Here is a 24,674-nt window from a genome sequence, read left to right as displayed (position 1 = left end):
GGCAGATTTAAAATTAAATATACTGTTTAAGTTTACTCAACAAAAATTATATTTACTAAAGTAAAAACTTTAATTATTATTTCTGACTCGCTACCTATTTATTAAATTTTATCACAACAATAGTTTGAAACAAATATAAAGAATAGTTAATTGAACCAAGCTGGTTTATCTCCATCAGTGTTTGGTTTATTGACACCTATATTTTCTTTAGAATATAATTCTGGATTTTTCGCTATACGTACAGCTAAACTTGCAATACTACGTCTTGAAACTTCTGTTCCTCTAAATTGAATATCCTTCGATGTAACTTCGTAATCTGTCTCATTTTTAAATGTAAGCCATACTGGACGAATAATAGTATAATCTAATGTTGATGCTTCAATAATATCTGCAGCTTTACGATATTTTATCAATTTCTCTCCAAATTGAGATTTATTAAATTCATTAAATTTAGCTGGTAATTCATCGTAAATACCAGGGGCAGCTACAAAGATTAATCGTTTAACATCTTTTTTAGACATAGCATCTACAATAGCTTGTGCTTCGATATCTAATGATCCAGATAGACTAGCAAATACAACATCAACTTTATCAAGTGCTTGCTCTAAATCTTTTGAGTTTTTTGCATCACCTTCATAAACTGTTACTCGATTTGATGCGTAATCAGGAATTCGATGCGCATTTCTTAAAAATAAATCAACATTAAAATTAGAATCCTCTAAAAATATTTTAGTAGCCTCGATAGAGACCTTACCATTTGCGCCTATTATTAATACTGTTTGCATATTATTTCTCTCCTAACTAAGATGTATATAAAATTATGTATTTGTATCTATATTTAACACTCTTACTATCACTTTACATCAGTAATAATAAGAGTGCTAATGAATTGATTAAATTAATTAAATATTATTAGATACATTAAGAAAAATTTACAAATTTAATAAAAATTATATAGTAGTTGGCTTTTTACCCCAATATTGGTAATAAGTACATTCAATATAGCCGTTAAATAATTTTCTTCTTTTAGTAGCTTTTCGATTAACTAAAAATTCAAATTCCTTGTTACTAGTCAAGATGTAAGTTGATAAATGTGAATGTTGATTCATTAATTTACCAATATAACGATACATTTCTTCGACTTCTTCCCTATCTCCAATTCGTTCACCATATGGAGGGTTTCCAACTAAAGCTACTGGTTCATCGGTGTCAATTGATAATGTATTCACATCTTTAACACTAAATTGGATTATATCTGCCAAACCGACTTCTTCAGCATTATGTTTAGCAATTTCAACCATTTCAGGATCTATATCTGATGCAAATACTTGAATGTCTTTATCGTAATTTGCTTGTTGATCAGCTTCATCTCGCATATCATCATAAATATTGGGAGGCATAATATTCCATTCTTCAGAAACAAAATCTCGATTGAACCCTGGTGCAATATTTTGAGCGATTAAACATGCTTCTATGGCAATAGTACCTGAACCACAGAAAGGATCTATAAAAGGCGTATCTCCCTTCCAATTGGCAAGTCGTACTAGACTCGCTGCCAACGTTTCTTTAATAGGAGCTTCCCCCTGAGCAATACGATATCCACGACGGTTCAAACCTGAACCTGAGGTATCGATAGTCAATAATACATTATCTTTTAGAATAGCTACCTCAACAGGGTATTTAGCACCACTTTCATTTAACCAGCCTTTTTCCTCATAAGCTTTCTTTAAACGTTCAACAATTGCTTTTTTAGTAATAGCTTGACAGTCTGGTACACTATATAGTGTTGATTTAACACTTCTACCTTGAACTGGGAATTGCCCTTCTTTATCAATAATGTTTTCCCAAGGTAGCGATTTTGTTTTTTCAAAAAGTTCATCAAATGTTGTAGCGTTGAAACGACCTACAACAATTTTAATACGATCAGCTGTGCGTAACCATAAATTGCATTGCACAATAGCTTTAGCATCACCTTCAAAAAAGATACGTCCATTTTCAACCTGTGTTTCATAACCGAGTTCTTGGATTTCTTTAGCTACAACAGCTTCTAATCCCATTGGACAAACTGCTAATAATTGGAACATTACGTTTTCTCCTTTTTTATAGATATATTTATATGTTAACAAAATTTATTATGTATGAGTAAAAAATAAAAAGCTCTCCAATCAGTGGGAGAGCTAAACTAGTTCATGATATTTCTGTAAGCCATGTTCTGTACCGTTGTACTCATAACGTACACTAGTTGTACTGGTACGTCGGTGGTAACCATCTGTCTACAAATCTTTATATTCCGAATAAAGATGTCTCGTTTATACGTTGAATTCCGCTAAACAAGTGCTCCTACCAAATTTGGATTGCTCACTCGAGGGGTTTACCGCGTTCCACCCTTCATATTTCTATGAAAGCTACGTCACTGTGGCACTTTCAAACTAATTTAACCATATCATAAGACTTAGGTTATTTCGTTGCCGTCAAATTAATGCCTTGATTTATTGTTTCATCAAGCACGAACACTACAATCATCTCAGACTGTGTGAGCATGGACTTTCCTCTATATTTCTATAGCGATTACCCAAAATATCACTTTTGCGATTATATCATAATTTTTTATACTATAACAGATATTTTTATAGTATATCTGTTGTTAATTGAATACTTAGTATTAGCAATAAATATCCAATTGATAACATTCATTAATTATGCTAAGTTAAATTACTTTCCAAAAACAGCTTTTTCTAAGTTTGAAATTCGTTTCAAAATATCAACATTATTGTTTGATGAACTTGAGTTGTTTGAAGAAAACGATTTATTGTCAGAAGGTCTCGATGTTGCCACTCTAAGTCTTAATTCTTCAACTTCTTTTTTTAATTTGTTATTTTCTTCAGACAATTTTACAACTTCATTATTCATATCAGCCATTTTTTGATAATCTGTAATGATATCATCTAAAAAAGCATCTACTTCCTCACGACGATAACCACGGGCCATAGTTTTTTCGAAATCTTTTTCATAGATATCTTTTGCTGAAAGCTTTAAAGAAACGTCTGCCATTTTTTCCACCTCATTCGAAACTTTGATCTTGCTCCCACTGCATATCATTTATAAAATCAGTGAGTTCATCAAATGCCACAATATCACAAGTATAGTTTGTTTTATTTATAAAATCAACTAACATCCTTTTAAAGAATTTTGGGCTTCCTTCTTGCTCTTCATCATATATAAGTATAGTCATATCTGTATGATCTAACATAAACTGATCTGTTTGTTTAAATTGATATGGTCCTTCATATTCGGTATGATGAACACTTTCCATAAAATCAGCTTCTTGAGCAATTTTATTATACTTCATTTGATTCTGTTCATTCCACTTAGAAGTATGCCCATAAAAAGGTGTTATAATTCCTAATTTTAAATCGGGATACTCAACTCGCAAATCAATAACTACTTCAGCAGTCCATAATTCAATACCAAGTTGTCCTTGAATAAGTACCCACTCAAGCCCCTCATCAATATATTGTAATAATTTATGTTTGATAAAAGCTTTTAAATAATACACTTCAGGTGCGTCATCTTTGAAAATATTTAGTTCAAAAGATTTATACCCTGTTACATACACAGATTTCAAATGCTCAACAACACCCTTCAATAGTTTGATAAATATAATTTAAATCGTAGTTAACAGCTTTTAACTTCTCATTAAAAAGCTTTTTGCTTGTTCTATAAAAGTGACAATCTACTGATAATTCTTTATATGACTTAATTAGTAAATCAAACTTATTAGCATTCATATAACTTAATTGAATAATCTGTGGTTTTAATTTAATGAGATTTTCTAGCTTAGTGTCTATCAGTTGCGAATAAGGGTAAACTACTTCATAAAAATCATAGTTCGTCTCGGAATTTTTAACAATATTATAGCGATCTTCTATAGTATGTAATTCATTGATTAAATCATTTATCAACATAGTATCCACGAAGACGCCCCCCTTATATTCAATTTAATTTATCATAATTTAATCTAACCGTCATTCAAATTGCTATCTATATAAACAGGATAAATACATTGAAATATTGTTTTACTAGTTAATTAACGTTAAAATAAAGTAGATTAATAATGAAATTCATAGATAAGATTAAATACTTATTTGTCTATTTCTATTATTATCTATCATAGTTTGAACATATAATCATTATTCGTAAATGATTATTAATAGTATTAATTAGTGTAAGTTTTACATAACCACTATTATATGAATTCAAACTTGTGTGGTGAATTAAATGAATTACCCTAATGGTAAACCTTTTAAGGGAAATACGACTATGGTCGGAAGAAATGGTAAATCGAATTCTAGTAATATAGAATATGGTGGCCGTGGTATGACTCTTGAAAAGGATATTGAACTTTCTAATGATTATTATTTAAAACATGGTAAAGCGGTTATTCATAAAAAGCCAACACCTGTTCAAATCGTTAATGTTCATTATCCCAAGCGAAGTAAAGCAGTTATAAATGAGGCTTACTTTCGTACACCTTCAACTACAGATTATAATGGCGTTTATAATGGCCATTATATTGATTTTGAAGCAAAGGAAACTAAAAATAAAACATCTTTTCCTTTGAATAATATTCATGATCATCAAGTAGAACATATGAAAAATGCATTTCTTCAAAAAGGAATTGTATTTTTAATTATAAGATTTAAATTACTTGATGAAGTATATTTATTGCCATTTTCCAAATTCCAAAAATATTGGGATAGATATAAAAATGAAATAAAAAAATCAATAACAGTTGAAGAAATAAGAAAAAATAGTTACTATATTCCTTATCAGTATCAACCAAGATTAAATTACCTCAATGCAGTTGATAAGTTGATATTAGATGAAAGTGAGGACCGCGTATGACGGAAAATAAAGGATCTTCTCAACCTAAAAATGGTAAAAATGGGAAGTCCAAAGCAAAAAAGAATAAGAATGTGAAAAGAACGATTATCAAGATTATTGGCTTTTTATTAATTGCCTTTATCGTTTTAGTTCTATTAGGCATTTTATTATTTGCGTATTATGCATGGAAAGCTCCTGCATTTACCGAATCTAAATTACAAGATCCTAAACCGGCAGAAATTTACGACAGAAATGGTGACTTAGTAAAAAAATTAGATAACGGCGCAAGAAGAGAACATGTTGAGTTAAAAGATGTTCCTAAAAATATGAGAAATGCTGTGTTAGCAACTGAAGATAACCGATTCTATGACCACGGTGCAATTGACTATAAACGTTTATTTGGTGCCATTGGTAAAAACTTGACTGGTGGATTTGGTTCACAAGGTGCATCTACTTTAACACAACAAGTAGTTAAACGAGCATTCTTAAGTGAAGAGAAATCTATCGGACGTAAAGCACAAGAAGCTTACCTATCCTACCGTCTAGAACAAGAGTACAGTAAAGATGAAATCTTCCAAATGTACTTAAATAAAATTTATTATTCAGATGGTGTTTATGGCGTTAAAGCTGCAGCTAAATATTACTTCAATAAAGATTTGAAAGATTTAAATCTTGCGGAAGAAGCATATTTAGCAGGTTTACCACAGGTGCCTAACCTTTATAATATTTACGACAACCCTAAACAAGCGGAAAATCGTAAAAACACTGTACTCTACTTAATGCATTATCACAACAGAATTTCTGATAAAGAGTATAATGCTGCTAAGAAAATTAACTTAAAAGCTAATTTAGTAGATCGTACAGCTAAGGAACGTCAAATTGGCACTGATAACTCTGATTCAGAATACGATTCATATGTAAACTTTGTTAAATCTGAATTGATGAACAATAAAGAATTCAAGAATAAAAACTTGAGTGATGTTCTTCAAAGTGGAATTAAGATTTACACAAATATGGACAAAGATGTTCAAAAAACATTACAAGATCGTATAGACAACGGTAATTACTATAAAAATGAAGACCAACGTGTTGGTTCTACAATTCTTGATAGTAAGACTGGTGGCTTAGTCGCAATTTCTGGAGGTCGTAACTTCAAAGACGTTGTTGACAATAACGCTGCAACTGATGCGCATTTAACTGGTTCATCATTGAAACCGTTCTTAGCTTATGGTCCAGCTATTGAAAACATGCAATGGGCTACGAATCATGCAATTCAAGATGAATCAAGCTATTCTATTGATGGTGGTACATTCCGTAACTATGATGGAAATGGACATGGTACTGTAACTGCATATGATGCGTTAAGACAAAGTTTCAACATTCCAGCGCTTAAAACTTGGCAACTAGTTAATTCACAAGCTGGAGATAATGCAGTTAAGAAATTCGCATCAAAAGTTGGATTAGATTATCAAAGTGACATTGGTCCTTCTGATGTACTTGGTGGTGGTGCTTCTGAGTTCTCACCTACTCAATTAGCATCTGCTTTCGCAGCAATTGCTAACGGTGGTACTTACAATAACGCACATTCTATCCAAAAAGTTGTAACAGCTGATGATGACACAATTGAGTTTGACCATACAAGTCATAAAGCTATGAAAGACTACACTTCTTATATGTTAGCTGAAATGCTTACAGGTACATTTAAAGCCTATGGTTCAGCCTATGGACATGGCGTATCAGGCGTTACTATGGGTGCTAAAACTGGTACAAGTACTTACGGTACAGAAATTAACCAACAATATAACCTACCTGATAACGCTGCAAAAGACGTTTGGATTAATGGTTTCACACCTAAATACACAATGTCTATTTGGATGGGCTTCAGTGAAATTAAAGAAGGTGGCGTTAACTCATTCTTAGGTCACTCAGAACAAGAATATCCACAATATTTATATGAGGATGTTATGTCTGATATTACTTCAAGTGATGATGGTGACTTCAAGAAACCAGATTCAGTTAACGGCTCAAGCGCTGATAATTTATCAGTAAGTGGTCACCCAGATAACAACACGACTAATCGTGAAGTAAATGGTAGCAGTGGCTCAAGTTCATCAAATAGTTCAAATAACTCAAGTAATTCTAATAGTAGTAACACTAATAATAGTGGCAATACTAATTCAGGAACTACTAACAATAATTCAACAACACAAGGTACTAATACTGTCGGAAGTACACTTTCAAACATCTTTAATTTAAATAGTATTTTCGATTTTAAAAAGTCCTCATAGTGTTTTTGAAATGTTAAATAATTAAAAGAAGGCAATTTCTATTACATTAAATAGAAATTGCCTTTCTTATACCCATTGATTCAAACTTAAATATTTGAATATAAATATAGCCAGTAAATGAATTAAATAACTCATTTTACTGGCTAATTAATGTTAGTATTAACTTTGTCGTTTTCTTCTAATTTGGTAAGACGCATTCATTTTAATTAACTCACTTTTTAAAGTCTTCATTTGACTATAACCCATAAAGTGATATTTTCTAGCTAACATATATCGATAGCGTTCTTCAAAGTTCATTGGAACTACTGGGTATTGATCTAACAATTTGAAATCAATAGTTTCAATTTCATTAATTTCTTTAAAAAATTGAATTATTAAGTCAAAGTACTTATCAATTGCTGGCTTTGCGTTTGATGAATTTAATGATCTTTGTTTAGCGTATTCATCAAGTAACTCTTCAATTTCTTCAAATTCTTGTTTATTAATCATTTAATCAGGCTTCCTTTAATTGTGCTTTCATACGTTTTTGCCCTTCTCTACAATCATCTAGTAAGGGACATATGTCACACTTAGGCTTTCTAGCTAAACAATGGTAGCGACCAAAGAAGATAAGTTGATGATGACTTCTACTCCATCTTTCCTTTGGAATAATACTACATAATCTATCCTCTACTTGTGTCACATTATCTTTCCATCTATTAATTCCTAGTCGCTTAGAAACACGTTCAACATGCGTATCAACTGCTAATGATGGCTCATCGAAAGCTACACTCATAACTACATTTGCTGTTTTACGACCGACTCCAGCTAAACTTTCTAATTCTTTATGAGTACTAGGAATTTGACCATTGAATTGTTCGAGTAGTGACTGACAAAGCTTTTGTATATTTTTCGCTTTGTTACGATATAAGCCAATCGAACGTATATCATTTTGCAGTTCTTCGATATCCACATTCAAATAGTCTTGAGGTGTTTTATACTTTTGAAAAAGCGTACGTGTAACTTTATTTACTAAATTATCGGTACATTGAGCTGATAAAAGGACTGCAATTGTTAATTCGAAAGCATTATCATGTTTGAGCTCGCATTCTGCATTTGGAAACATATCAGCTATGACATCTATCATTTCTAGTGCTTTCTTCTTACTTATCATCTAACTTCTCCCCATTTAACCAATCAAATTTTGGTATATGATTAACCGTATGTGTCATAGATGGCTTGTTAAATTGTTCTCTTATTTTCTTAGATTCTTCAGTAATTGTGACATTATTCTTTTTCCAATTTAACAATATACGATCTACGTACTTGAAACTAAGTTTATCATGACTATATGCTTCATCTAACGCTGCTCTAATTAAAGTAAAGTCATGCTTGTCTACGTCAATCCATTGATTAAGTGTTTCAATCTCATATGGTGAAATAGGTCTAGCAAACAAGGATTCTATATATTGGAAAAGATCTTTAAAATTTTGTTGAGCTTGATTTGTTAATTGTTTTGAATGATCTTGAGATAAAATATTGCTCAATTTTTCATAGAAACCATCTAAATTCATATATTCCGTAAATTTACCTTCTTCGTCCTTTTTTACTTGAAGTTGTAATAAATCCCTTTGAATTAAATGTTGAATGATGCTAGTTATTTCACGTGGTTCCATATCTGAGCCTAATTTCAATTCATCGATGGATGGTTGCTTATTTGATGTTTCAGAGGCATAAATCAATTTAATTAAAATAATTAAATCTTTTTCTGTCAGTCCTAATTCACTATAATGGTCAAATAATTCTCTTCTAACGACGACAGGACGTGTTTTGAGTTGAATTTTATTCAAATTGATATTCCTCCTCTTTAAAGTTGAAAAAGCGTCCAGTCAACATGCTGACTGGACGAGTAAATTAGTATGGTATGTGGGATTAGAACTTATGGATATAAACGACTTAATAGTCGTGGGAATGGAGCAGTTTCTCTTACGTGTTCCACACCAGAAATCCAAGCAACAGTTCTTTCTAACCCTAATCCAAATCCGCTATGTGGCACACTACCATAACGACGTAAGTCTAAATAATAGTTATAACTTTCAGCGTCTAATTGATGTTCATCTATACGTTGTTCTAATAATTCTAAATCATTAATACGTTCAGAACCACCAATGATTTCACCATAACCTTCTGGTGCAATTAAATCTGCACATAAAACAGTTTCTTCATTCTCTGGATTTGGTTGCATATAGAATGGTTTAATTTTAGTTGGATAATTTGTAATAAATACCGGTAAATCATAATGATTTGCAATAGCAGTTTCATGTGGTGCACCGAAGTCCTCGCCCCACTCAATATCGTCGAAACCTTCTTCTTTTAAGAACTTAATTGCATCATCATAAGAAATTCTTGGGAAAGGTGCTGATACCTTTTCAAGTTTGCTCGTATCTCGATCTAGTGCTTTAAGTTCTAATTGACAATTATTAAGTACAGATTTAACGACATGTGATACATACTGTTCTTGGACTTCTAAACTTTCCACATGATTTGTAAATGCCATTTCTGGTTCAATCATCCAGAATTCAATCAAATGGCGTCGAGTTTTAGATTTTTCAGCTCTGAAAGTTGGTCCAAATGAGAATACACGACCATGAGCCATTGCAGCAGCTTCCATATATAATTGACCACTTTGAGAAAGGAAAGCATCTTCATCAAAGTACTTTGTATGGAACAATTCACTTGTTCCTTCTGGAGCACTTGCTGTTAAGATTGGAGGATCAATTTTAGTGAATCCATTTTCATTAAAGAATTCGTATGTTGCTCTAATAATTTCATTTCTGATTTTCATAACAGCATGTTGTTTTTTTGAACGCAACCATAAATGTCTATGATCCATTAAAAATTCAGTTCCGTGATTTTTAGGTGTAATTGGATAATCATGTGCTTCATGAATAACTTCAATTGATTTCACTTGCACTTCGTAACCTAAATCTGAACGGTTATCTTCTGTTATAACACCAGTCACATAAAGTGATGATTCTTGTGTAATTTCTTTAGCTAGTTGGAATGTTTCTTCAGAAACCTCTGATTTAACCACTACACCTTGCATAAAGCCACTACCATCACGTAATTGTAAAAAGGCAATCTTGCCACTTGAACGTTTATTTGTTAACCAAGCACCAATAGTCACTTCTTGGTTAAGATGTTGTTTAGCTTGTTTAATCGTTGTTTTCATAACCAATCTCCTAATTGTCATTCTTTGTAATCAATACTTATTTATTTTAACAAAATAAATTGTGAAGTTCTAGCATGTGAACACGCTATCTCATTGTATAACAGTTTGAATCATTTATTGGCATCAATATTATGTTGGATTTTGTTAACAAGTTTGCTGAATTGTTTAATGTCGCCCTTTTTTTGCTTATAATTTTCTAAAGTTTGAGCAAAAAAGTTTTTATAGTTACTGCTTACAAGTCGATCATCAAAAGAGACAATCAACCCTTGATCATCTTCATTGCGAATTAAACGACCTAAACCTTGTCTAAAACGAGTAACTGCGTCGGGTAAAACATAGTCCTTAAAGGTAGAATCAAATTCAGAATCCATAAGCCAATGTTTCGTATTGTATTTATTCATAAATGGAAGTTTAGCTATCATAACACATTTAATACCTTTAGCTTGATAATCAAAACCTTCGAAAAACGTTGATGTGCCAAGCAAAATTGTCTTATCAAAATTATTAAATTGTTGAACAATTTTATAGTTTTGATTTTGTTGTTGTGTAAGTACTACATAGTCTTCAAAAGTGGGTAATTCATTTAATAACTCTTGTACCATGTGCATCATACGGTAGCTTGTAAATAACACTAAACATTTCGAATCAGTGATTGTTACATACTCTTGAATATAATCCACTATAGATGCTACGTAATCATCGATATTTTTGAAGTTATAAGAACTAACATCACTAGGAATAAACACGTTCGTATTCGTGCGATTAGATAGTGTCGATGGAACTTGATACGTGTTAAAATGCACATCTTCCTTAAACCAATTTTTAAAGGCATCAAACTTATGATTAAACGTCAATGTTCCAGAAATAAATGTTAATGAATTAAATTTATCTAAAACGCGAGTCGTTAAAATATCACGAACTGCATAATCTTTAACAATCAATTTAATAGTTGACTTTTGAGTTAGATTCTTAATGGATAAGTACGCAGTATGTTTATCTTTTAAACTCTGCTCTATACTTCGATAAGTATCATTAATATATAAAAGTTGTTTGCGTAAAGTCTTAATCGTTTTGTGCGTCATACCATTAAAAATTTCTAATGTCTTATTTATCTTATCAACAATCAAATGCAAATCTTTAAGTATCTGAGTTGAATCAAATTCAAATACATAATGGTATCGATGTATATCATCATCATGAACGTCAGAGTTTTGAATGATTTCGAATATATGATTAAATAGACGCTCATTTAAATCATGTATTTCTGATATATTCATTTTTAAGCCAAATACATCAATCGGCGCAATATCTAAACGTTCTAAAATTCGTTGTTGTTCTAGTTTATCAATCGCTTTTAATAATTTTTCATTTTCATTTTTTCCTATTAAACCAAGTTGGTATTTTAAATCTGAATAATCGAGTTCATTAGTGACTTGGTTTAATGCATAGTCAGGTAAACGATGTGCCTCATCAATTATACAATCATCGAAAAGTTGATAAATTGAATTCTCTTGGTCTGAGTGTATGAGATGTGCATGATTAGTGATTCCGATTTGAATATGATGTGCATTTCGTTTGATGTAATTGTAATAATGTATATCATGTCTAACTGGTACATAAGTTTCAATCTTTTGGTCAAAATACATTTTCTGACCACCTTTAAGATTTAAATCTTGAATATCCCCAGTTTCTGTTTCGATAATCCAGGTCAATAATTGCATTTTTAAAATATTAACTTCATAGTTGGTAGTTTCATCTTTCAAAATCTGACTAATTAAGCCAAGTGAAATGTATTCAGATTTATTTTTTATAAGCGTGGCATTAATTTTAAAGTTTAGTGCTTGATTGATACTCGGAATATCTTTTAGCAAAAGTTGATTTTGCAACAGTTTAGTATTAGTCGAAATCATGACATGACGTCCAGTTTCAATGTTATACATCAAAGCTGCCAAAAGATATGCCAATGACTTTCCACTACCTAAAGGTGCTTCAATCATAGCTTTATCATTGTGCATGAGTTGCTCTAGGATGATTTCAGATAAATATAGTTGTTTTGGACGATATGTTAGATTAAGTGAACTAACAACTTCACTATACAAATCTTTAAGTGATCCATTAAATGTTGTTTTAGGCGCTTTTAAATCAATTTGCTTTTTATAAATTATTTGTTCGAATTGACCGTATTGATTATCTAAAGGTGAATTTTCATGTTGACGTACCATTTCAAACAAGACATTAAATAAGTCATATTTTAAATTTTTACTTAAATAATAGAGTTGTTTTAATGTATCTATTGGTAGTTGTTCGAACTTTTGAATGGCTTTAATCATTAGTAATGCAGTAGTAGTAGCGTCTTCATCAGCCCTATGTGCGTTGTCTAAGGGTATGTCGTGTGCCTCTGCTAATTCACTAAGTTGATAACTCTTATCTGTAGGATAAGCAATTTTAAATAATTCTAACGTATCCAGCACCTTTTTTGGTTCAAAATCTATATTACAGTTTTGAAAGGCCTTTTTTATAAAATTTAAGTCAAAATCAACATTATGAGCAACGAACACACAATCTTTCAATTGTTTGTAAATTTCTTGTGCAATTTCATGAAAATAAGGGGCTTGCTCTAACATGGTATCTTCAATAGAAGTCAACGCTTGGATGAATGGAGGAATTTCCAAATCAGTACGAATCATAGAATGATAAGTCCCAGATATTTTATTGTTACTTACAAAAGTAATACCAATTTGTATAATTTCATCATAATCAAGTTGATTGCCAGTTGTCTCTAGATCTACAACTGCATAACTTGTGTGTCCCATAACTAACTCTCCTTATCTTCATGTCATTCGCATTATATATCTATATCCGCACTAATAAGGCGTCTAACTTCATTATTTTCGTCTCTAACTATTAAGAAACCATCGTCATCAATATCGATAGCTTCACCTGTAAATTGTTTGTCGTTTTCAGTGAAACGCAATTGGCGTTGCCATATATTTGAGGCTTCAATATACTCATTTCGAATTTCTGTAAAAGGCTTTGTTAAAAATTGTGAATATCGTTTTTCGATTGATGAAATGAGCTTTTCTAAAAATGAGTAGCGATTAATTTTATTATTACTATGTAAACGAATGCTTGTTGCTCTCTGTTTAATATCATCAGAGAAATCACTGTCACTGTGGTTTAAATTAATACCTATACCACAAATAATAGCGTCAATTGAATCGTAATTTGCTATCATTTCAGTTAAAAAACCACATACTTTTTTATCAGCAATATAGATATCGTTCGGCCATTTAATTTCTACTTTATCATTCGTGAAAGATTGTATTGCATCCCTAATTCCTAAAGCAACAAACAAGTTAAATTTTGGAATCATTGAAAAAGGTACATTTGGACGCAATACTAGAGACATCCATAAGCCTTTTCCTTTTGAAGAAGCCCAATTACGATTAAATCGACCTCTTCCTTTTGTTTGTTCGTCACTTAATATAATCATAGACTTATTATTATCCACCAATTCTTGCTTAGCAATAATCTGAGTTGATTCAACACTTTCAAATACTTTTATCTCTGAAGCTAGTTGTGAATTTTTTAAAATATAAGATACGATACCATTATACCAACTATCTGGGAGTTCATTTAATTGGTGGCCTTTATGATTGATAGATTCGATTTTGCAACCATCTTTTTTTAATTGATCAATGACTTTTTTAACAGCTGCTCTAGAGATATTTAGCTGATCAGCAATATATTGTCCCGAAATATATTCAGATTGATGCATATATAGCATACGTATAACATCTTGACTATATTTTGACATTCTCTTTCACCCACTTCAATAATTCATCTTTTAAATTTGGAACTTTATTTGTTAACACATCAATTTCTATTTGTCTAAGAACTTCTTTCAGCCAAGGGCCACTTTTTTTAGACGTAATTCTAAGTATATCTCCACCATTAATATTTAGTTCTCTACGACTTCTTATAGGTAAATGATGATCAATTTCTTTTATTGATTGAAGATTAAATATTAATGGAGAGGCTACTTTAATGTTATTGTCTTCAAGTATTGAATTAATAGCAATGATATCTAAAATAGTATTCATACCATAGTCATAAACGAATAATTTTAATTGATCTTTTGATGAAACATGAGGCATCTCTAGCATTATTTTATGATATTGATTGATTTTAGTTTTCTCATTGTTGCTTATATTTAAGTCAGAAAGTGAAGTGTTTGTTTGTTCAACAGTCATTAATATTGCTAACCATAATTCAAAGCTTATTGGTGAATTAACTTTAGTTTGCTTCATATCAAGACTTCTAAAGTAAGGTACATAATTAAAGAAATTCAAATCTATTAGGTTTGAGTAGCTTTGGCTTACATTTTGACCTTTAATTAATTTTTTTAATTCCACGACAATGCGTTCTATAGATAAATGTTCTACATCTGCGATATGATGTTTCATCGCCTCAAAAGTATCATCATCTATAGTAAAATTCAATTGGGATTGAAAGCGTAAGCCTCTTAAAATGCGTAATGCATCCTCTTTAAACCGTTCTTTAGCATCACCAACAGTTTTAATAATATGTTGATTCAATGCTACATCACCGTCAAAATAGTCATAAATATTAAAATTTTTATCCATAGCAATTGCATTAATTGTAAAGTCACGACGTTGTAAATCTTCTTTTAAATCACGCACGAAATAGACTTCACTAGGTCTACGATGATCAACATACTCTGCTTCAGCTCTGAAGGTTGTTACTTCATAATTTGTTCCTTGATACACGACATTTATAGTGCCATGCTCTCTCCCTATTGGGATAGTCTTGTCAAATATTGATTCTATTTCATCTGGTGTAGCACTAGTAGTAATATCAATGTCGTGAATGGGTCTGTTCATTAAGTAATCTCTCACCGATCCACCAACGAAATATGCTTCGAATCCATGTTGTTCAATTTTTTCTAAAATGGGTTTTGCTTGATTAAATAGTTCTGTTCCCATACTAATCCTCTTTTTGATTTAACATTTTTCTATAGTAGTGTTCATATTGATCAGTTATTAATTCTGAACCAAATCGTTCATCAATATCCTTTAACATAGCAGTTTGCATTTTATTATATAATTCTTTATTTGAAAGCAGTTGTAACGCATACTCACTTGCACTAGTGCTATCTCCTATATCCACAATGAAACCAGTCTCATCATGTTTAATAACCTCTTTAATACCACCAGCATTAGAACCTATCGGCACTACTCCTGTTTTCATTGCCTCAAGCAAAGTTAATCCAAAGCTTTCTTTTTCACTTAATAGAAGTACTAAATCAGACATTTGGTAAAATTCACTAACTTGGTCTTGCTTGCCTAAGAATAGTACATCACTATCGATACCTAAGTGACGCGCTAACTTTCTCATGTCTAATAATTCAGGACCGTCTCCTAACAAGATTAATTTACTAGGTATGTTTTTATGAACTTTAGCAAATGTCTCTAATATAGTATCTATGCGCTTCACTTTTCTAAAATTAGATACATGTATAAGTACCTTTTCATCAGGTTTAATACCATACACTTCTTTAAGCGTTTCATCATGACGCGTTGGAAATTCATTTTCACGCACAAAATTATAAATAGGAACAATTTCTTTCTCGGTTTCAATGATTGATTTAGTTTGATGTGCTAAAGAGTGACTCACACTGGTAACAATATCACTTTGTTCAATACCAAATTTAATAGCGCCTTTGAGTGAGTGGTCGTAACCTAGCACTGTGATATCAGTACCGTGTAACGTGGTCATTATTTTAATATCTTTTCCAGACATTTGACGTGCTAAAATCCCACAAACTGCATGAGGTACTGCATAGTGCATGTGTAATACATCTAAATCATATTCCTTTATAACTTCTGATATTTTAGTACTCAAAGTAATATCATATGGAGGATATTGAAAGACGGCATATTGATTTACTTCAACTTGATGAAAAGTAATATTAGGTAAAGGTTTACGTATTCTAAAAGGAATATTGGAAGTTATAAAATGTACTTCATGGCCTCTTTCTGCCATTTTTATTCCTAACTCAGTAGCAATAATACCAGAACCGCCCATAGATGGATAACATGTGATACCTATTTTCATGAAAATCTATCCTCCTCTTGCTTATATTTATTTGCGTTCAAAACGATTTTTATCTCTAGTGTTGAACTTTTCCATTGTTTCATTAAAACTTTCAGTCATATCAATATCTAATGAATTAGCTATACAAAGTAAAACAAATAAATTGTCTCCTAATTCAGCTTTAATTGAATTATCTTCTTCAGTTTCTTTCTTTTTCTTTTCACCATGATAGTGGTTTATCTCTCTAGCAAGTTCTCCAACTTCTTCTGTTAAACGTGCTAAATTTGCCAGTGGAGAAAAATAACCAGCTTTGAATTGTCCAATGTACGCATCCACTTCATTTTGCATTTCTTTCATAGATTTCATTATGATCACTTTCTCCTTTATTATTGACTCTTATTAAGTATATATCATATTAAAAAATCATGCATTTTATGAATATAAAAAGAACAGACTATATTTTAAATCATACTGCTATATTTAGAAAATAAAAAAGGAGCAGAACAAAATTCATCTTGAATTCATTGTTCTACTCTCTTATAAGGATATCTAAAGTTAAAAACTTTGGTACTTGAACATTCAAAGTTTTAAATAACTACTAAAAATTTAAAGTAGTTTTTATATCATTGTTTTTTATACCTATAATCCTAACTTTATTAATTATCACTTGCTCTAGCGATTAGTATAATTCTTACTAGTTCTGCAACAGCTGTCGCAGTAGCAGCAACATAAGTCATTGCAGCGGCTGAAAGAACCTTTTTAGCATGTTTATATTCTTTTTCATTTACAATGTTTAATGCAGTTATTTGTTTCATTGCTCTTGAACTTGCGTCAAATTCAACAGGTAAAGTTACGATTGAGAATAAGACTGCAAGTGACATTAAACCAGCACCAATCCATAAGGCTGTTGAGCCAAACGCACTACCCATAGCTGTTAAGATGATACCTAACATGATAATCATGTAACTTAATGAACTACCTAAATTAGCTAGTGGTACTAGTGCACTTCTAAATCTTAAAAATGCATACCCTTGTTGATGTTGAATCGCATGTCCAACTTCGTGTGCAGCAATAGCTGTACCAGCTACTGAAGGTCTATCGAAGTTTGCAGGAGATAAACAAACAACTTTCTTTTTAGGATCATAGTGGTCTGTTAAGAAACCTTCACCCTTTACTACGTCAACATCATAAATACCATTTGCATGAAGTATTTCTTCTGCTACCTCGCGACCAGTTTTACCACTTGTTGATCTTACTTGTGCATATTTTTCATAGTTAGATTTTACTTTGTGTTGTGCCCACATAGGAATGAGCATAATAATGACAATATATATTATATAAGACATTATAGACAATAATTCCACTCTCCTTTAATCATATTCTACTGACTATCTTGTATTTAATCAAATAATTTAACCGATAAGATTTTTAGTAAATTATAATATAAACTTAGTGCAAAAACACTTAGCCAGAATGCAATATAGCCTACCATCTCTTTGTGCTGTTCAATAAAATCATAGTAAGGATACTTATTTAAAACATAATCCATATAGTCATTGTTAAAAACCCAGATCATTGCCACTAATAGCGCACTAATCCTAATTTTCAAACGAGGATAGAAATAAATAGCTTGAATCGCCATAATACCATGACTCATAATCAAAAAAACATTCATTATGGTTAAGTTATGGTCTAGATTAATCATGAGAATATTCATTATTACTGCCCAAAGTCCATATTTAAGTAAGGTTACGAATGCAAGCGCCTCTACAAATGGGATATGCTTATTAAAAATGAGACAAATAATAACAATACACAAAAAAAGTGAAGCGATTGGGCTATCTGGTATAAATGGCAAGAAATACCAAGGTGTTTTAACTAATTTATCACCATACCAAATAAATCCATATAAGGTACCGAGTATGTTGCAAATAAGTAAAAAGATTAAGCAAGAGTGGCGATATAAGGTTAACTCCCACATCTGTTTTAATGTAAGCATGTGATTAAATTCCTTTGTGACTTTATCGGTTTTCAAAGACTTCTAAAATCTGTGTTAATTGGTAAAATTGTTCTCGATCATTAAGTTGTAAGCTTAAATCTATATTATGTCGTAAGTGCTCTACTAGCGAATGCACTTTTGTAGAATCGAGAGATAAATTGTAAATTGTGTTTAGATAAGCCGTGTACTGAGGAGAGTACATTAATTGATGAATAATTAAATCATTGAATCTAAAATCTATCGAGTGTTGGTCTGAAAAATGAATAAGAATATCGAAGTCGTTATGGTGAGTTGTTACGTATTCGAATATCTCATTTGTATTGATAAGTAAGTGATTATTTTTAACTAATCTAATTGCAGGTGCATCTGTATTTGTTAATGCAAGTTCTAACGTTTTATGGTTAAATATTCTTTGATTTACAAAATGTACATGTTCAAGTAACTCGGTATGAGATTTAATATAATTTAAAATCCACACGCTAATTCTTGATTTAAAATGATAATGAAACAAAGCATATTCAATATAACTTTGTTTCATTTGTGTAAGTGTTTGAGTCAAAAGAATCACCTACATTAATAGTCAAGACGATTGGCTTCTTCTTGCCATGTCTCATTACTAGGGTCCATTTCTAATAATTGTTGTAATATTGTTTTCGCTTTTTCTTTATAACCTATTTCGATTAAATAATAGTAATAGTCACTTAAGAAAGCGCTTTGAGTTTTCATTGTTGGATAAGCTAGTTCAAAGAAATGTTGTGCTTCTTTATCACGTTCTTCTTGGCCAAATGCATGAGCTAAATGCCACATGAATACAGGGTCCAAATCATCTTCATCCACATATGATAGCAATGCGATGATTGCTTCATAATCTTCTTCATTTCGGAACAAATCACTCAAAATTAATAAAGGTTCATGATAAGCATTGTCCACTTCAAGTGCTTGTTTTAGTAATTCAACACCTTCATTTGCATCACCATGTTCAATTTCTAAACTTCCTGTTGAAACCATCAATTCTTTATAAAATTGATTTAAACGTAACCCCTCTTTGCCGGTCTCAATGGCATCAGGATAATTTTTTTCATTTTCATAAAGTGATTGTAAATAGAAATATCCTTGAATAAAATCCGGATCTTTCGATAGAAGGTTCTTAGTAATTTTAATGGCTTCATGAGTGATATCATTTTTTTCATACGCGATTGCTTTTTTGAAGAAATCTTCAGAAGTCATTTCATCTTCATTAATCTCATCATATAGATTAATCGCATCACTATAGTTACCGCTTTGTAATGCACAATCTGCCATACGAGCAAATAAATTAATACCATTCACTTCATATTCACCCGTATCTAATACGACTTCATATTCACGTGTAGCACGCAAATATTGACCATCAAAATATAGCATCTCAGCTAATGCGAAATGGATGATTGGATCATTTGGCTCTAATTCCCTAGCTTCAATTAACTTATCAATGGCAACTTCTGTCATATTAATTTGCTGATATAAATCAGCCTCTAACATTAATTTTTCTGTTGATATTGCAACTTGACTTAAATATTCTAATGCTTCATCAGTTTGATTCTCTGACATTAGACCTTCAATAAAATATATAAGTAATTCACTTTCATCTGGATATTTATGATATAAAGTTCTAAATACCTCTAGACCTTGAGGTGTTAAACCAAAATTATATAGGGTTTCACCAAGAATAAATAAGGCATCGTCATTATTAGAAGTTAAAGCATCATTTACACGAGAATCTAAATTATCTAATTTTTGAAGATTGATATCGTCTATTAATTTATAGATATCTTCCATACTGTTTTATCCCTCATTTTCTAAAAGCATTAATTTAGGAAGGAAACCTGGGAACGATACATTTACTGCATCAAACTGACGGATATTCAGCGGTTCATCACTTAATAATGATGCAATAGCTAACATCATCCCTATTCGGTGATCTGTTAAACTATCTACGGTTGCTGTTTTTTTAAATTCTGAAGGATGAATAATAAGTCCGTCATCAGTGGGCTGCAATTCAAACCCCAATAAACCGAGCATGTCTGCAGTCGTATCAATTCGATTAGTTTCTTTCACTTTTAATTCTTCTGCATCTTTAATAATACTAGTACCACTTGCTTGTGTACACAATAGTGCAATAATTGGTAACTCGTCAATAGCTTTTGGAACTATATCGCCTTCAATAAGAACAGGTTTTAAGTTTGGTGTGTATTTAACACGGATTGATGCAGTAGGTTCTGATGTATCTGTGATATTTAAACATTCAATATTTCCTTCCATTTGTTTAACGATATCTATAATACCTGAACGAGTCGGATTAATGCCAACATTATGAATTGTAATATCACTACCAGGAGTAATAAGTGCTGCCACTATAAAGAATGCTGCTGAAGAGATATCACCAGGCACATAAAAATCTTTAGCTTTTATATGTTCGATAGCATTTGGTTGAGTTGTAATTTCTTTACCAGAAATGCTAATCGGAATATTAAAATGTTCAAACATTGTTTCAGTATGATTTCGACTTACATCTAACTCAGTAATTTTAGAACTGTCATTAGTAAATAGACTTGCAAACAATAATGCACTTTTGACTTGTGCACTGGCTACCTCCATTTTATAGGTAATACCATTAATTGAAGCGGGTTTAATAATTAATGGTGTAAAATTATCATCGATGCCAGTAATATTTGCCCCCATTAATCTGAGTGGCTTCATTATTCTATCCATAGGTCGCTTACCTATAGAAGCATCACCGGACAAAACGCAATTTAGATTGAGCCCACTTAGTAAACCAGCTAATAATCGTGTTGTAGTACCAGAATTTCCAGTATATAGTGTTTGATGTGGTGTTTTAAATTTATTATAACCAGGTGAATCAACTATAATCTTTTCTTCAGCAAGCTGTATGTTAACACCTAATAATTTAAATATTTCTATTGTGCGTAAACAATCTTCGCCCAAAAGAGGCTTATATATAGTCGATTGACCAGTTGCTAAAGACGCTAACATAATCGCTCGATGGGTCATTGACTTGTCTCCGGGCACTTCAATTTCTCCAATTAAAGGCCCTTTTATATCTATCATTTGCTCATTTGACATACTGTAATCCACCTACTTTAATACTAGTTGTAAATCGTTAAATGCTTTTATTAGTATAGTTTTTTCAACGTGACATACTCGTGATTTTCCAAGTTCTTCTAGTAATACCATTTGAATACCTTCACCATTATTTTTCTTATCAGTTAACATATAGTGATACATATCATCAAAGTTTAATTGCTGAACAATTTGAACTGGATAATGAAGTTTCTTTAAATAGTTAGCATAATATGAGATGTCGAATTGTGTATCGAGTAAAGTATTAGCAACTATAAATTGGTAAATAATTCCAATCATAACAGCATGTCCATGTGGTATTTTAGTCTTGTACTCAACGGCATGACCGAATGTATGTCCTAAATTTAAATACTTTCGCTTATTGTGCTCTTTTTCATCTTTAATGATGACGTTTAGTTTAGCTTTGATTCCTTTGAAGATAAACTGATCTATATCATTCAAAGATTGTAGTTTTTCTTTTGTGGAGAAGTGTTTTTCAATGTCATCTACTGCAACTTGACCTGTTAATAGTGCATGCTTGTAAACTTCAGCATACCCACTTAGTATTTCGTCATAAGGCAATGTTGCTAAGAAATTTAAATCGTATATCACAGCTTTTGGTCTATAAAATGCGCCAACTAAATTTTTACCGTGAATGGAATTAATCCCTACTTTACCTCCCACGCTAGAGTCATGGGCAAGTATTGTTGTAGGTACTTGTATGAAATCAACACCTCTTAATAAAGATGAAGCAAGAAATCCAGTGAAATCTCCAGTAGCACCGCCACCTATCGCAACTAAACAAGTATTACGTGTTAAATTGTATTCAAGAAGGTGTTCTAGCGTTTGTTGATAATGTTCAAACGTCTTCATCTTCTCACCAGCTGGAACTATAATCTTATATATATGTGTTGATTCAAGTAACGGTGTAAACTTAGTTTTAAAGTTAAAATCGACGTACTCATCAATGATAAGAAACACTTTATCATAGTCTTGTATATATTCAGATAACTCCTCGAAAGCATTATGTTCAACTATAATTGGATAATTATTATTTGGATAGGTTGTTTGTAATTGCATATGAAATACCTCGTTCCTTACCTAATATTTTATTAAAATTCAATATTAAGGCGTCTTCGTTCATCAATTTGGGCTTTTAGCTGATCGATATGATTGGATTGAAACTCTTCTGTAATGGCTTTAGCAATCTCAAAAGCAACAACATGTTCACAAACAACACTTGCTGCAGGTACTGCACAACTGTCAGAACGTTCAATCGTGGCTTTAAAGTCTTCTTTAGTATTAATATCAACGGAATTAAGTGGTTTATATAAAGTAGGAATTGGCTTCATAACACCATTAACAATAATCGGCATACCATTTGTCATTCCACCTTCAAAGCCACCTAAATGATTGGAGCCTCTATAGAATCCAATTTCATTATCATATAAAATTTCGTCTTGAATTTCGCTACCTGGTTTTTCAGCAGCTTTGAATCCTTCACCGAAGCTTACTCCTTTAAATGCGTTAATACTTACAACACCTTGTGCTATACGACCATCTAATTTACGATCATATTGCACATAACTACCGACTGCAACAGGCATATTTTCAACCATAACTTGAACAACACCACCAATGGAATCGCCATCTTTTTTAGCAGCATCAATTTTATCTCTCATTTTTTGAGCGATCGTTTCATCAATTACACGTACGTCATTCTTATCAATATTTTGTTTGAATGTTTCAGTATCATATAAACCTTCATCTTTAATACCACCAATTTCAACAACACGACTATACATGTGAATGTCTAATTGTTCTAGAAGAATTTTAGATACTGCACCTACTGCAACACGTGCTGCTGTCTCTCGAGCCGATGAACGTTCTAAAACATTTCTTAAATCTCTATGATTATATTTCATACCACCGATTAAATCTGCGTGTCCAGGACGGGGTTTTGTAATCGTACGTTTCATATTATCTCTTTCTTCATCAGAAATAGGCTCAATTCCCATAATATTTCTCCAATGTGTGAAATCATCATTTGTGACAACAATCGTAATTGGACTACCAAGTGTATATCCATTTCTGACTCCTGATACAATCTCTACTGCATCTTTTTCAATTTGCATACGACGTCCTCTACCGTAGCCACCTTGACGTTTAAACATTTCTTTATTTATATCTTCCGCTTTAATTTCTAAATTAGCAGGCACACCTTCAATAATTACTGTTAATTGAGGACCATGTGATTCTCCAGATGTTAAATATCTCATGAGAATACGCTCCTTTCCCTTTACTACGTTAAATTGTGATATGTGTTATCATATCACATTCAACCTTATAACATAACTAGTGTGCTACAGTTATTTTTTAATTTATTAGAATATTTTAATAATTATCAAACGATAGATTAGTGATTATATATTCAAATTAAAAAAAGAAGGTAGGACAGAATTCATTTTGAATTCATTGTCCTACCTTTAAAATGTTGACTAAAAAGATATATGCTAAATTTGAGAAATTACTTATTTCAATCAACTAAAGCTAATTTGAATTGTAAGCTCTTATTAAATATTTGAATTTACTATTCGTATAACCAAGTATCTCTAGGTGCTTCGTAGCTACTTAATTCCTCTTCTTTGAACCATAAATTAATCTCTCTTTGTGCTGATTCAACTGAATCAGAACCATGAATTACGTTTCTTCCTACTGTTAAACCTAAATCTCCTCTTATAGAACCTGGCGTAGCTTCAGAAGGATTTGTTTTACCTATAATATGTCTTGATACATCTACAGCGTCTTCACCTTCGACAACCATCGCAAAAACAGGTGCTGAAGTAATAAATGAAATTAATTTACCATAGAATGGCTTGTCAGTATGTTCAGAATAGTGTTCTTCAGCTAGAGATTGAGGAACTGTCATTAATTTAGCACCGACAAGTTTTAACCCTTTTCTTTCAATACGTGAAATAATTTCTCCCACTAAATTACGTTGTACTGCATCTGGTTTAATCATTAAGAAAGTTCTTTCCATCGTAATTGATCCCCC

24 protein-coding genes and 1 other RNA gene are annotated in these 24,674 nt (G+C 31.6%); 2 read left to right on the top strand and 23 right to left on the bottom strand.

All coding sequences use genetic code 11. From position 1 onward, the window contains the following. Window positions 1-146: 146 nt before the first annotated feature. The 6 genes from SBL15_RS05415 to SBL15_RS05390 form a co-directional block, all read right to left on the bottom strand. A complete protein-coding gene (locus SBL15_RS05415; RefSeq protein WP_317955375.1) occupies window positions 147-785 on the bottom strand; it encodes an SDR family oxidoreductase in 639 nt (212 codons plus the stop codon). A gap of 165 nt (window positions 786-950) precedes the next feature. After that, complete coding sequence (locus tag SBL15_RS05410; RefSeq protein WP_107612148.1) at window positions 951-2,084, bottom strand: class I SAM-dependent RNA methyltransferase; 1,134 nt, start codon at window positions 2,082-2,084, stop codon at window positions 951-953. Between the two features lie 112 nt (window positions 2,085-2,196). Beyond that, an RNA gene (gene rnpB / locus SBL15_RS05405) (RNase P RNA component class B) lies at window positions 2,197-2,580 on the bottom strand. 132 nt (window positions 2,581-2,712) lie between these two features. Then, entirely contained in the window at window positions 2,713-3,051 is a 339-nt protein-coding gene (gene gpsB / locus SBL15_RS05400; protein WP_011275761.1) for a cell division regulator GpsB, read from the bottom strand. Window positions 3,052-3,061: 10 nt separating this feature from the next. After that, window positions 3,062-3,625 carry a DUF1273 domain-containing protein gene (locus SBL15_RS05395; protein ID WP_037537072.1) on the bottom strand — a complete coding sequence of 188 codons (564 nt, stop codon included), beginning with the start codon at window positions 3,623-3,625 and terminating at the stop codon, window positions 3,062-3,064. A 4-nt stretch (window positions 3,626-3,629) separates the two neighbouring features. Then, window positions 3,630-3,965: a DUF1798 family protein gene (locus SBL15_RS05390; protein ID WP_202112011.1), complete on the bottom strand. Its 336-nt coding sequence runs from the start codon at window positions 3,963-3,965 to the stop codon at window positions 3,630-3,632. Between the two features lie 313 nt (window positions 3,966-4,278). Here SBL15_RS05390 and recU point away from each other — a divergent pair, with 313 nt between their 5' ends. Together recU and SBL15_RS05380 are read left to right on the top strand one after the other, a co-directional pair. Beyond that, window positions 4,279-4,905 (top strand): Holliday junction resolvase RecU, encoded by a 627-nt coding sequence (gene recU / locus SBL15_RS05385; protein WP_037537070.1) that lies wholly within the window; start codon window positions 4,279-4,281, stop codon window positions 4,903-4,905. Next, window positions 4,902-7,172, top strand: coding sequence for a transglycosylase domain-containing protein (locus SBL15_RS05380; protein ID WP_107612149.1), 2,271 nt, complete (start codon window positions 4,902-4,904; stop codon window positions 7,170-7,172). The genes recU and SBL15_RS05380 overlap by 4 nt, the downstream gene beginning before the upstream one ends. Window positions 7,173-7,331: 159 nt before the next feature. On the opposite strand, the gene SBL15_RS05375 is transcribed toward SBL15_RS05380, so the two are convergent. From SBL15_RS05375 to ndk, 17 genes are all read right to left on the bottom strand, one after another. Further along, window positions 7,332-7,661 (bottom strand): YpoC family protein, encoded by a 330-nt coding sequence (locus SBL15_RS05375; RefSeq protein WP_107611544.1) that lies wholly within the window; start codon window positions 7,659-7,661, stop codon window positions 7,332-7,334. Between the two features lie 4 nt (window positions 7,662-7,665). Then, window positions 7,666-8,325: an endonuclease III gene (gene nth / locus SBL15_RS05370; protein WP_037537067.1), complete on the bottom strand. Its 660-nt coding sequence runs from the start codon at window positions 8,323-8,325 to the stop codon at window positions 7,666-7,668. Continuing rightward, on the bottom strand, window positions 8,315-9,001 hold the full coding sequence (locus SBL15_RS05365; protein WP_317955373.1) for a DnaD domain-containing protein: 687 nt from the start codon (window positions 8,999-9,001) through the stop codon (window positions 8,315-8,317). The genes nth and SBL15_RS05365 overlap by 11 nt, the downstream gene beginning before the upstream one ends. 89 nt (window positions 9,002-9,090) lie before the next feature. Continuing rightward, window positions 9,091-10,383 (bottom strand): asparagine--tRNA ligase, encoded by a 1,293-nt coding sequence (gene asnS / locus SBL15_RS05360; RefSeq protein ID WP_317955371.1) that lies wholly within the window; start codon window positions 10,381-10,383, stop codon window positions 9,091-9,093. A gap of 110 nt (window positions 10,384-10,493) precedes the next feature. Continuing rightward, complete coding sequence (locus tag SBL15_RS05355; RefSeq protein WP_107611547.1) at window positions 10,494-13,196, bottom strand: helicase C-terminal domain-containing protein; 2,703 nt, start codon at window positions 13,194-13,196, stop codon at window positions 10,494-10,496. A 32-nt stretch (window positions 13,197-13,228) separates the two neighbouring features. After that, window positions 13,229-14,200 carry a biotin--[acetyl-CoA-carboxylase] ligase gene (locus SBL15_RS05350; protein WP_107611548.1) on the bottom strand — a complete coding sequence of 324 codons (972 nt, stop codon included), beginning with the start codon at window positions 14,198-14,200 and terminating at the stop codon, window positions 13,229-13,231. Continuing rightward, on the bottom strand, window positions 14,187-15,389 hold the full coding sequence (locus tag SBL15_RS05345; protein ID WP_317955369.1) for a CCA tRNA nucleotidyltransferase: 1,203 nt from the start codon (window positions 15,387-15,389) through the stop codon (window positions 14,187-14,189). Before SBL15_RS05345 ends, SBL15_RS05350 begins: the two co-directional genes overlap by 14 nt. Window position 15,390: 1 nt before the next feature. Beyond that, the gene (bshA, locus tag SBL15_RS05340; protein WP_037537061.1) at window positions 15,391-16,521 is read right to left on the bottom strand and encodes an N-acetyl-alpha-D-glucosaminyl L-malate synthase BshA; all 1,131 of its coding nucleotides are present in this window, start codon (window positions 16,519-16,521) and stop codon (window positions 15,391-15,393) included. 27 nt (window positions 16,522-16,548) lie between these two features. Beyond that, window positions 16,549-16,866 (bottom strand): nucleotide pyrophosphohydrolase, encoded by a 318-nt coding sequence (locus SBL15_RS05335; protein ID WP_107611551.1) that lies wholly within the window; start codon window positions 16,864-16,866, stop codon window positions 16,549-16,551. 290 nt (window positions 16,867-17,156) lie between these two features. After that, complete coding sequence (locus tag SBL15_RS05330; RefSeq protein ID WP_029376682.1) at window positions 17,157-17,855, bottom strand: zinc metallopeptidase; 699 nt, start codon at window positions 17,853-17,855, stop codon at window positions 17,157-17,159. Between the two features lie 44 nt (window positions 17,856-17,899). Continuing rightward, window positions 17,900-18,499, bottom strand: a complete 600-nt coding sequence (locus SBL15_RS05325; protein ID WP_107611552.1) for a DUF1405 domain-containing protein — start codon at window positions 18,497-18,499, stop codon at window positions 17,900-17,902. A gap of 22 nt (window positions 18,500-18,521) precedes the next feature. After that, the gene (locus SBL15_RS05320) at window positions 18,522-19,058 is read right to left on the bottom strand and encodes a YpiB family protein (protein WP_053017253.1); all 537 of its coding nucleotides are present in this window, start codon (window positions 19,056-19,058) and stop codon (window positions 18,522-18,524) included. A gap of 14 nt (window positions 19,059-19,072) precedes the next feature. Further along, window positions 19,073-20,317, bottom strand: a complete 1,245-nt coding sequence (locus tag SBL15_RS05315) for a tetratricopeptide repeat protein (protein ID WP_053017254.1) — start codon at window positions 20,315-20,317, stop codon at window positions 19,073-19,075. Window positions 20,318-20,323: 6 nt separating this feature from the next. Beyond that, window positions 20,324-21,622 (bottom strand): 3-phosphoshikimate 1-carboxyvinyltransferase, encoded by a 1,299-nt coding sequence (aroA, locus tag SBL15_RS05310; protein WP_107611554.1) that lies wholly within the window; start codon window positions 21,620-21,622, stop codon window positions 20,324-20,326. A 12-nt stretch (window positions 21,623-21,634) separates the two neighbouring features. Further along, entirely contained in the window at window positions 21,635-22,699 is a 1,065-nt protein-coding gene (gene aroB, locus SBL15_RS05305) for a 3-dehydroquinate synthase (protein ID WP_107611555.1), read from the bottom strand. 32 nt (window positions 22,700-22,731) lie between these two features. Next, window positions 22,732-23,898 carry a chorismate synthase gene (aroC, locus tag SBL15_RS05300; RefSeq protein WP_037537055.1) on the bottom strand — a complete coding sequence of 389 codons (1,167 nt, stop codon included), beginning with the start codon at window positions 23,896-23,898 and terminating at the stop codon, window positions 22,732-22,734. 311 nt (window positions 23,899-24,209) lie between these two features. Then, entirely contained in the window at window positions 24,210-24,659 is a 450-nt protein-coding gene (gene ndk, locus SBL15_RS05295) for a nucleoside-diphosphate kinase (protein WP_037537054.1), read from the bottom strand. Between the last annotated feature and the right edge of the window lie 15 nt (window positions 24,660-24,674).

It is taken from the genome of Staphylococcus sp. NWU MKU2, from assembly GCF_033283605.1.
Classification (GTDB): Bacteria; Bacillota; Bacilli; order Staphylococcales; family Staphylococcaceae; genus Staphylococcus; species Staphylococcus haemolyticus.
This window is presented reverse-complemented; position numbering and strand designations above follow the sequence as displayed.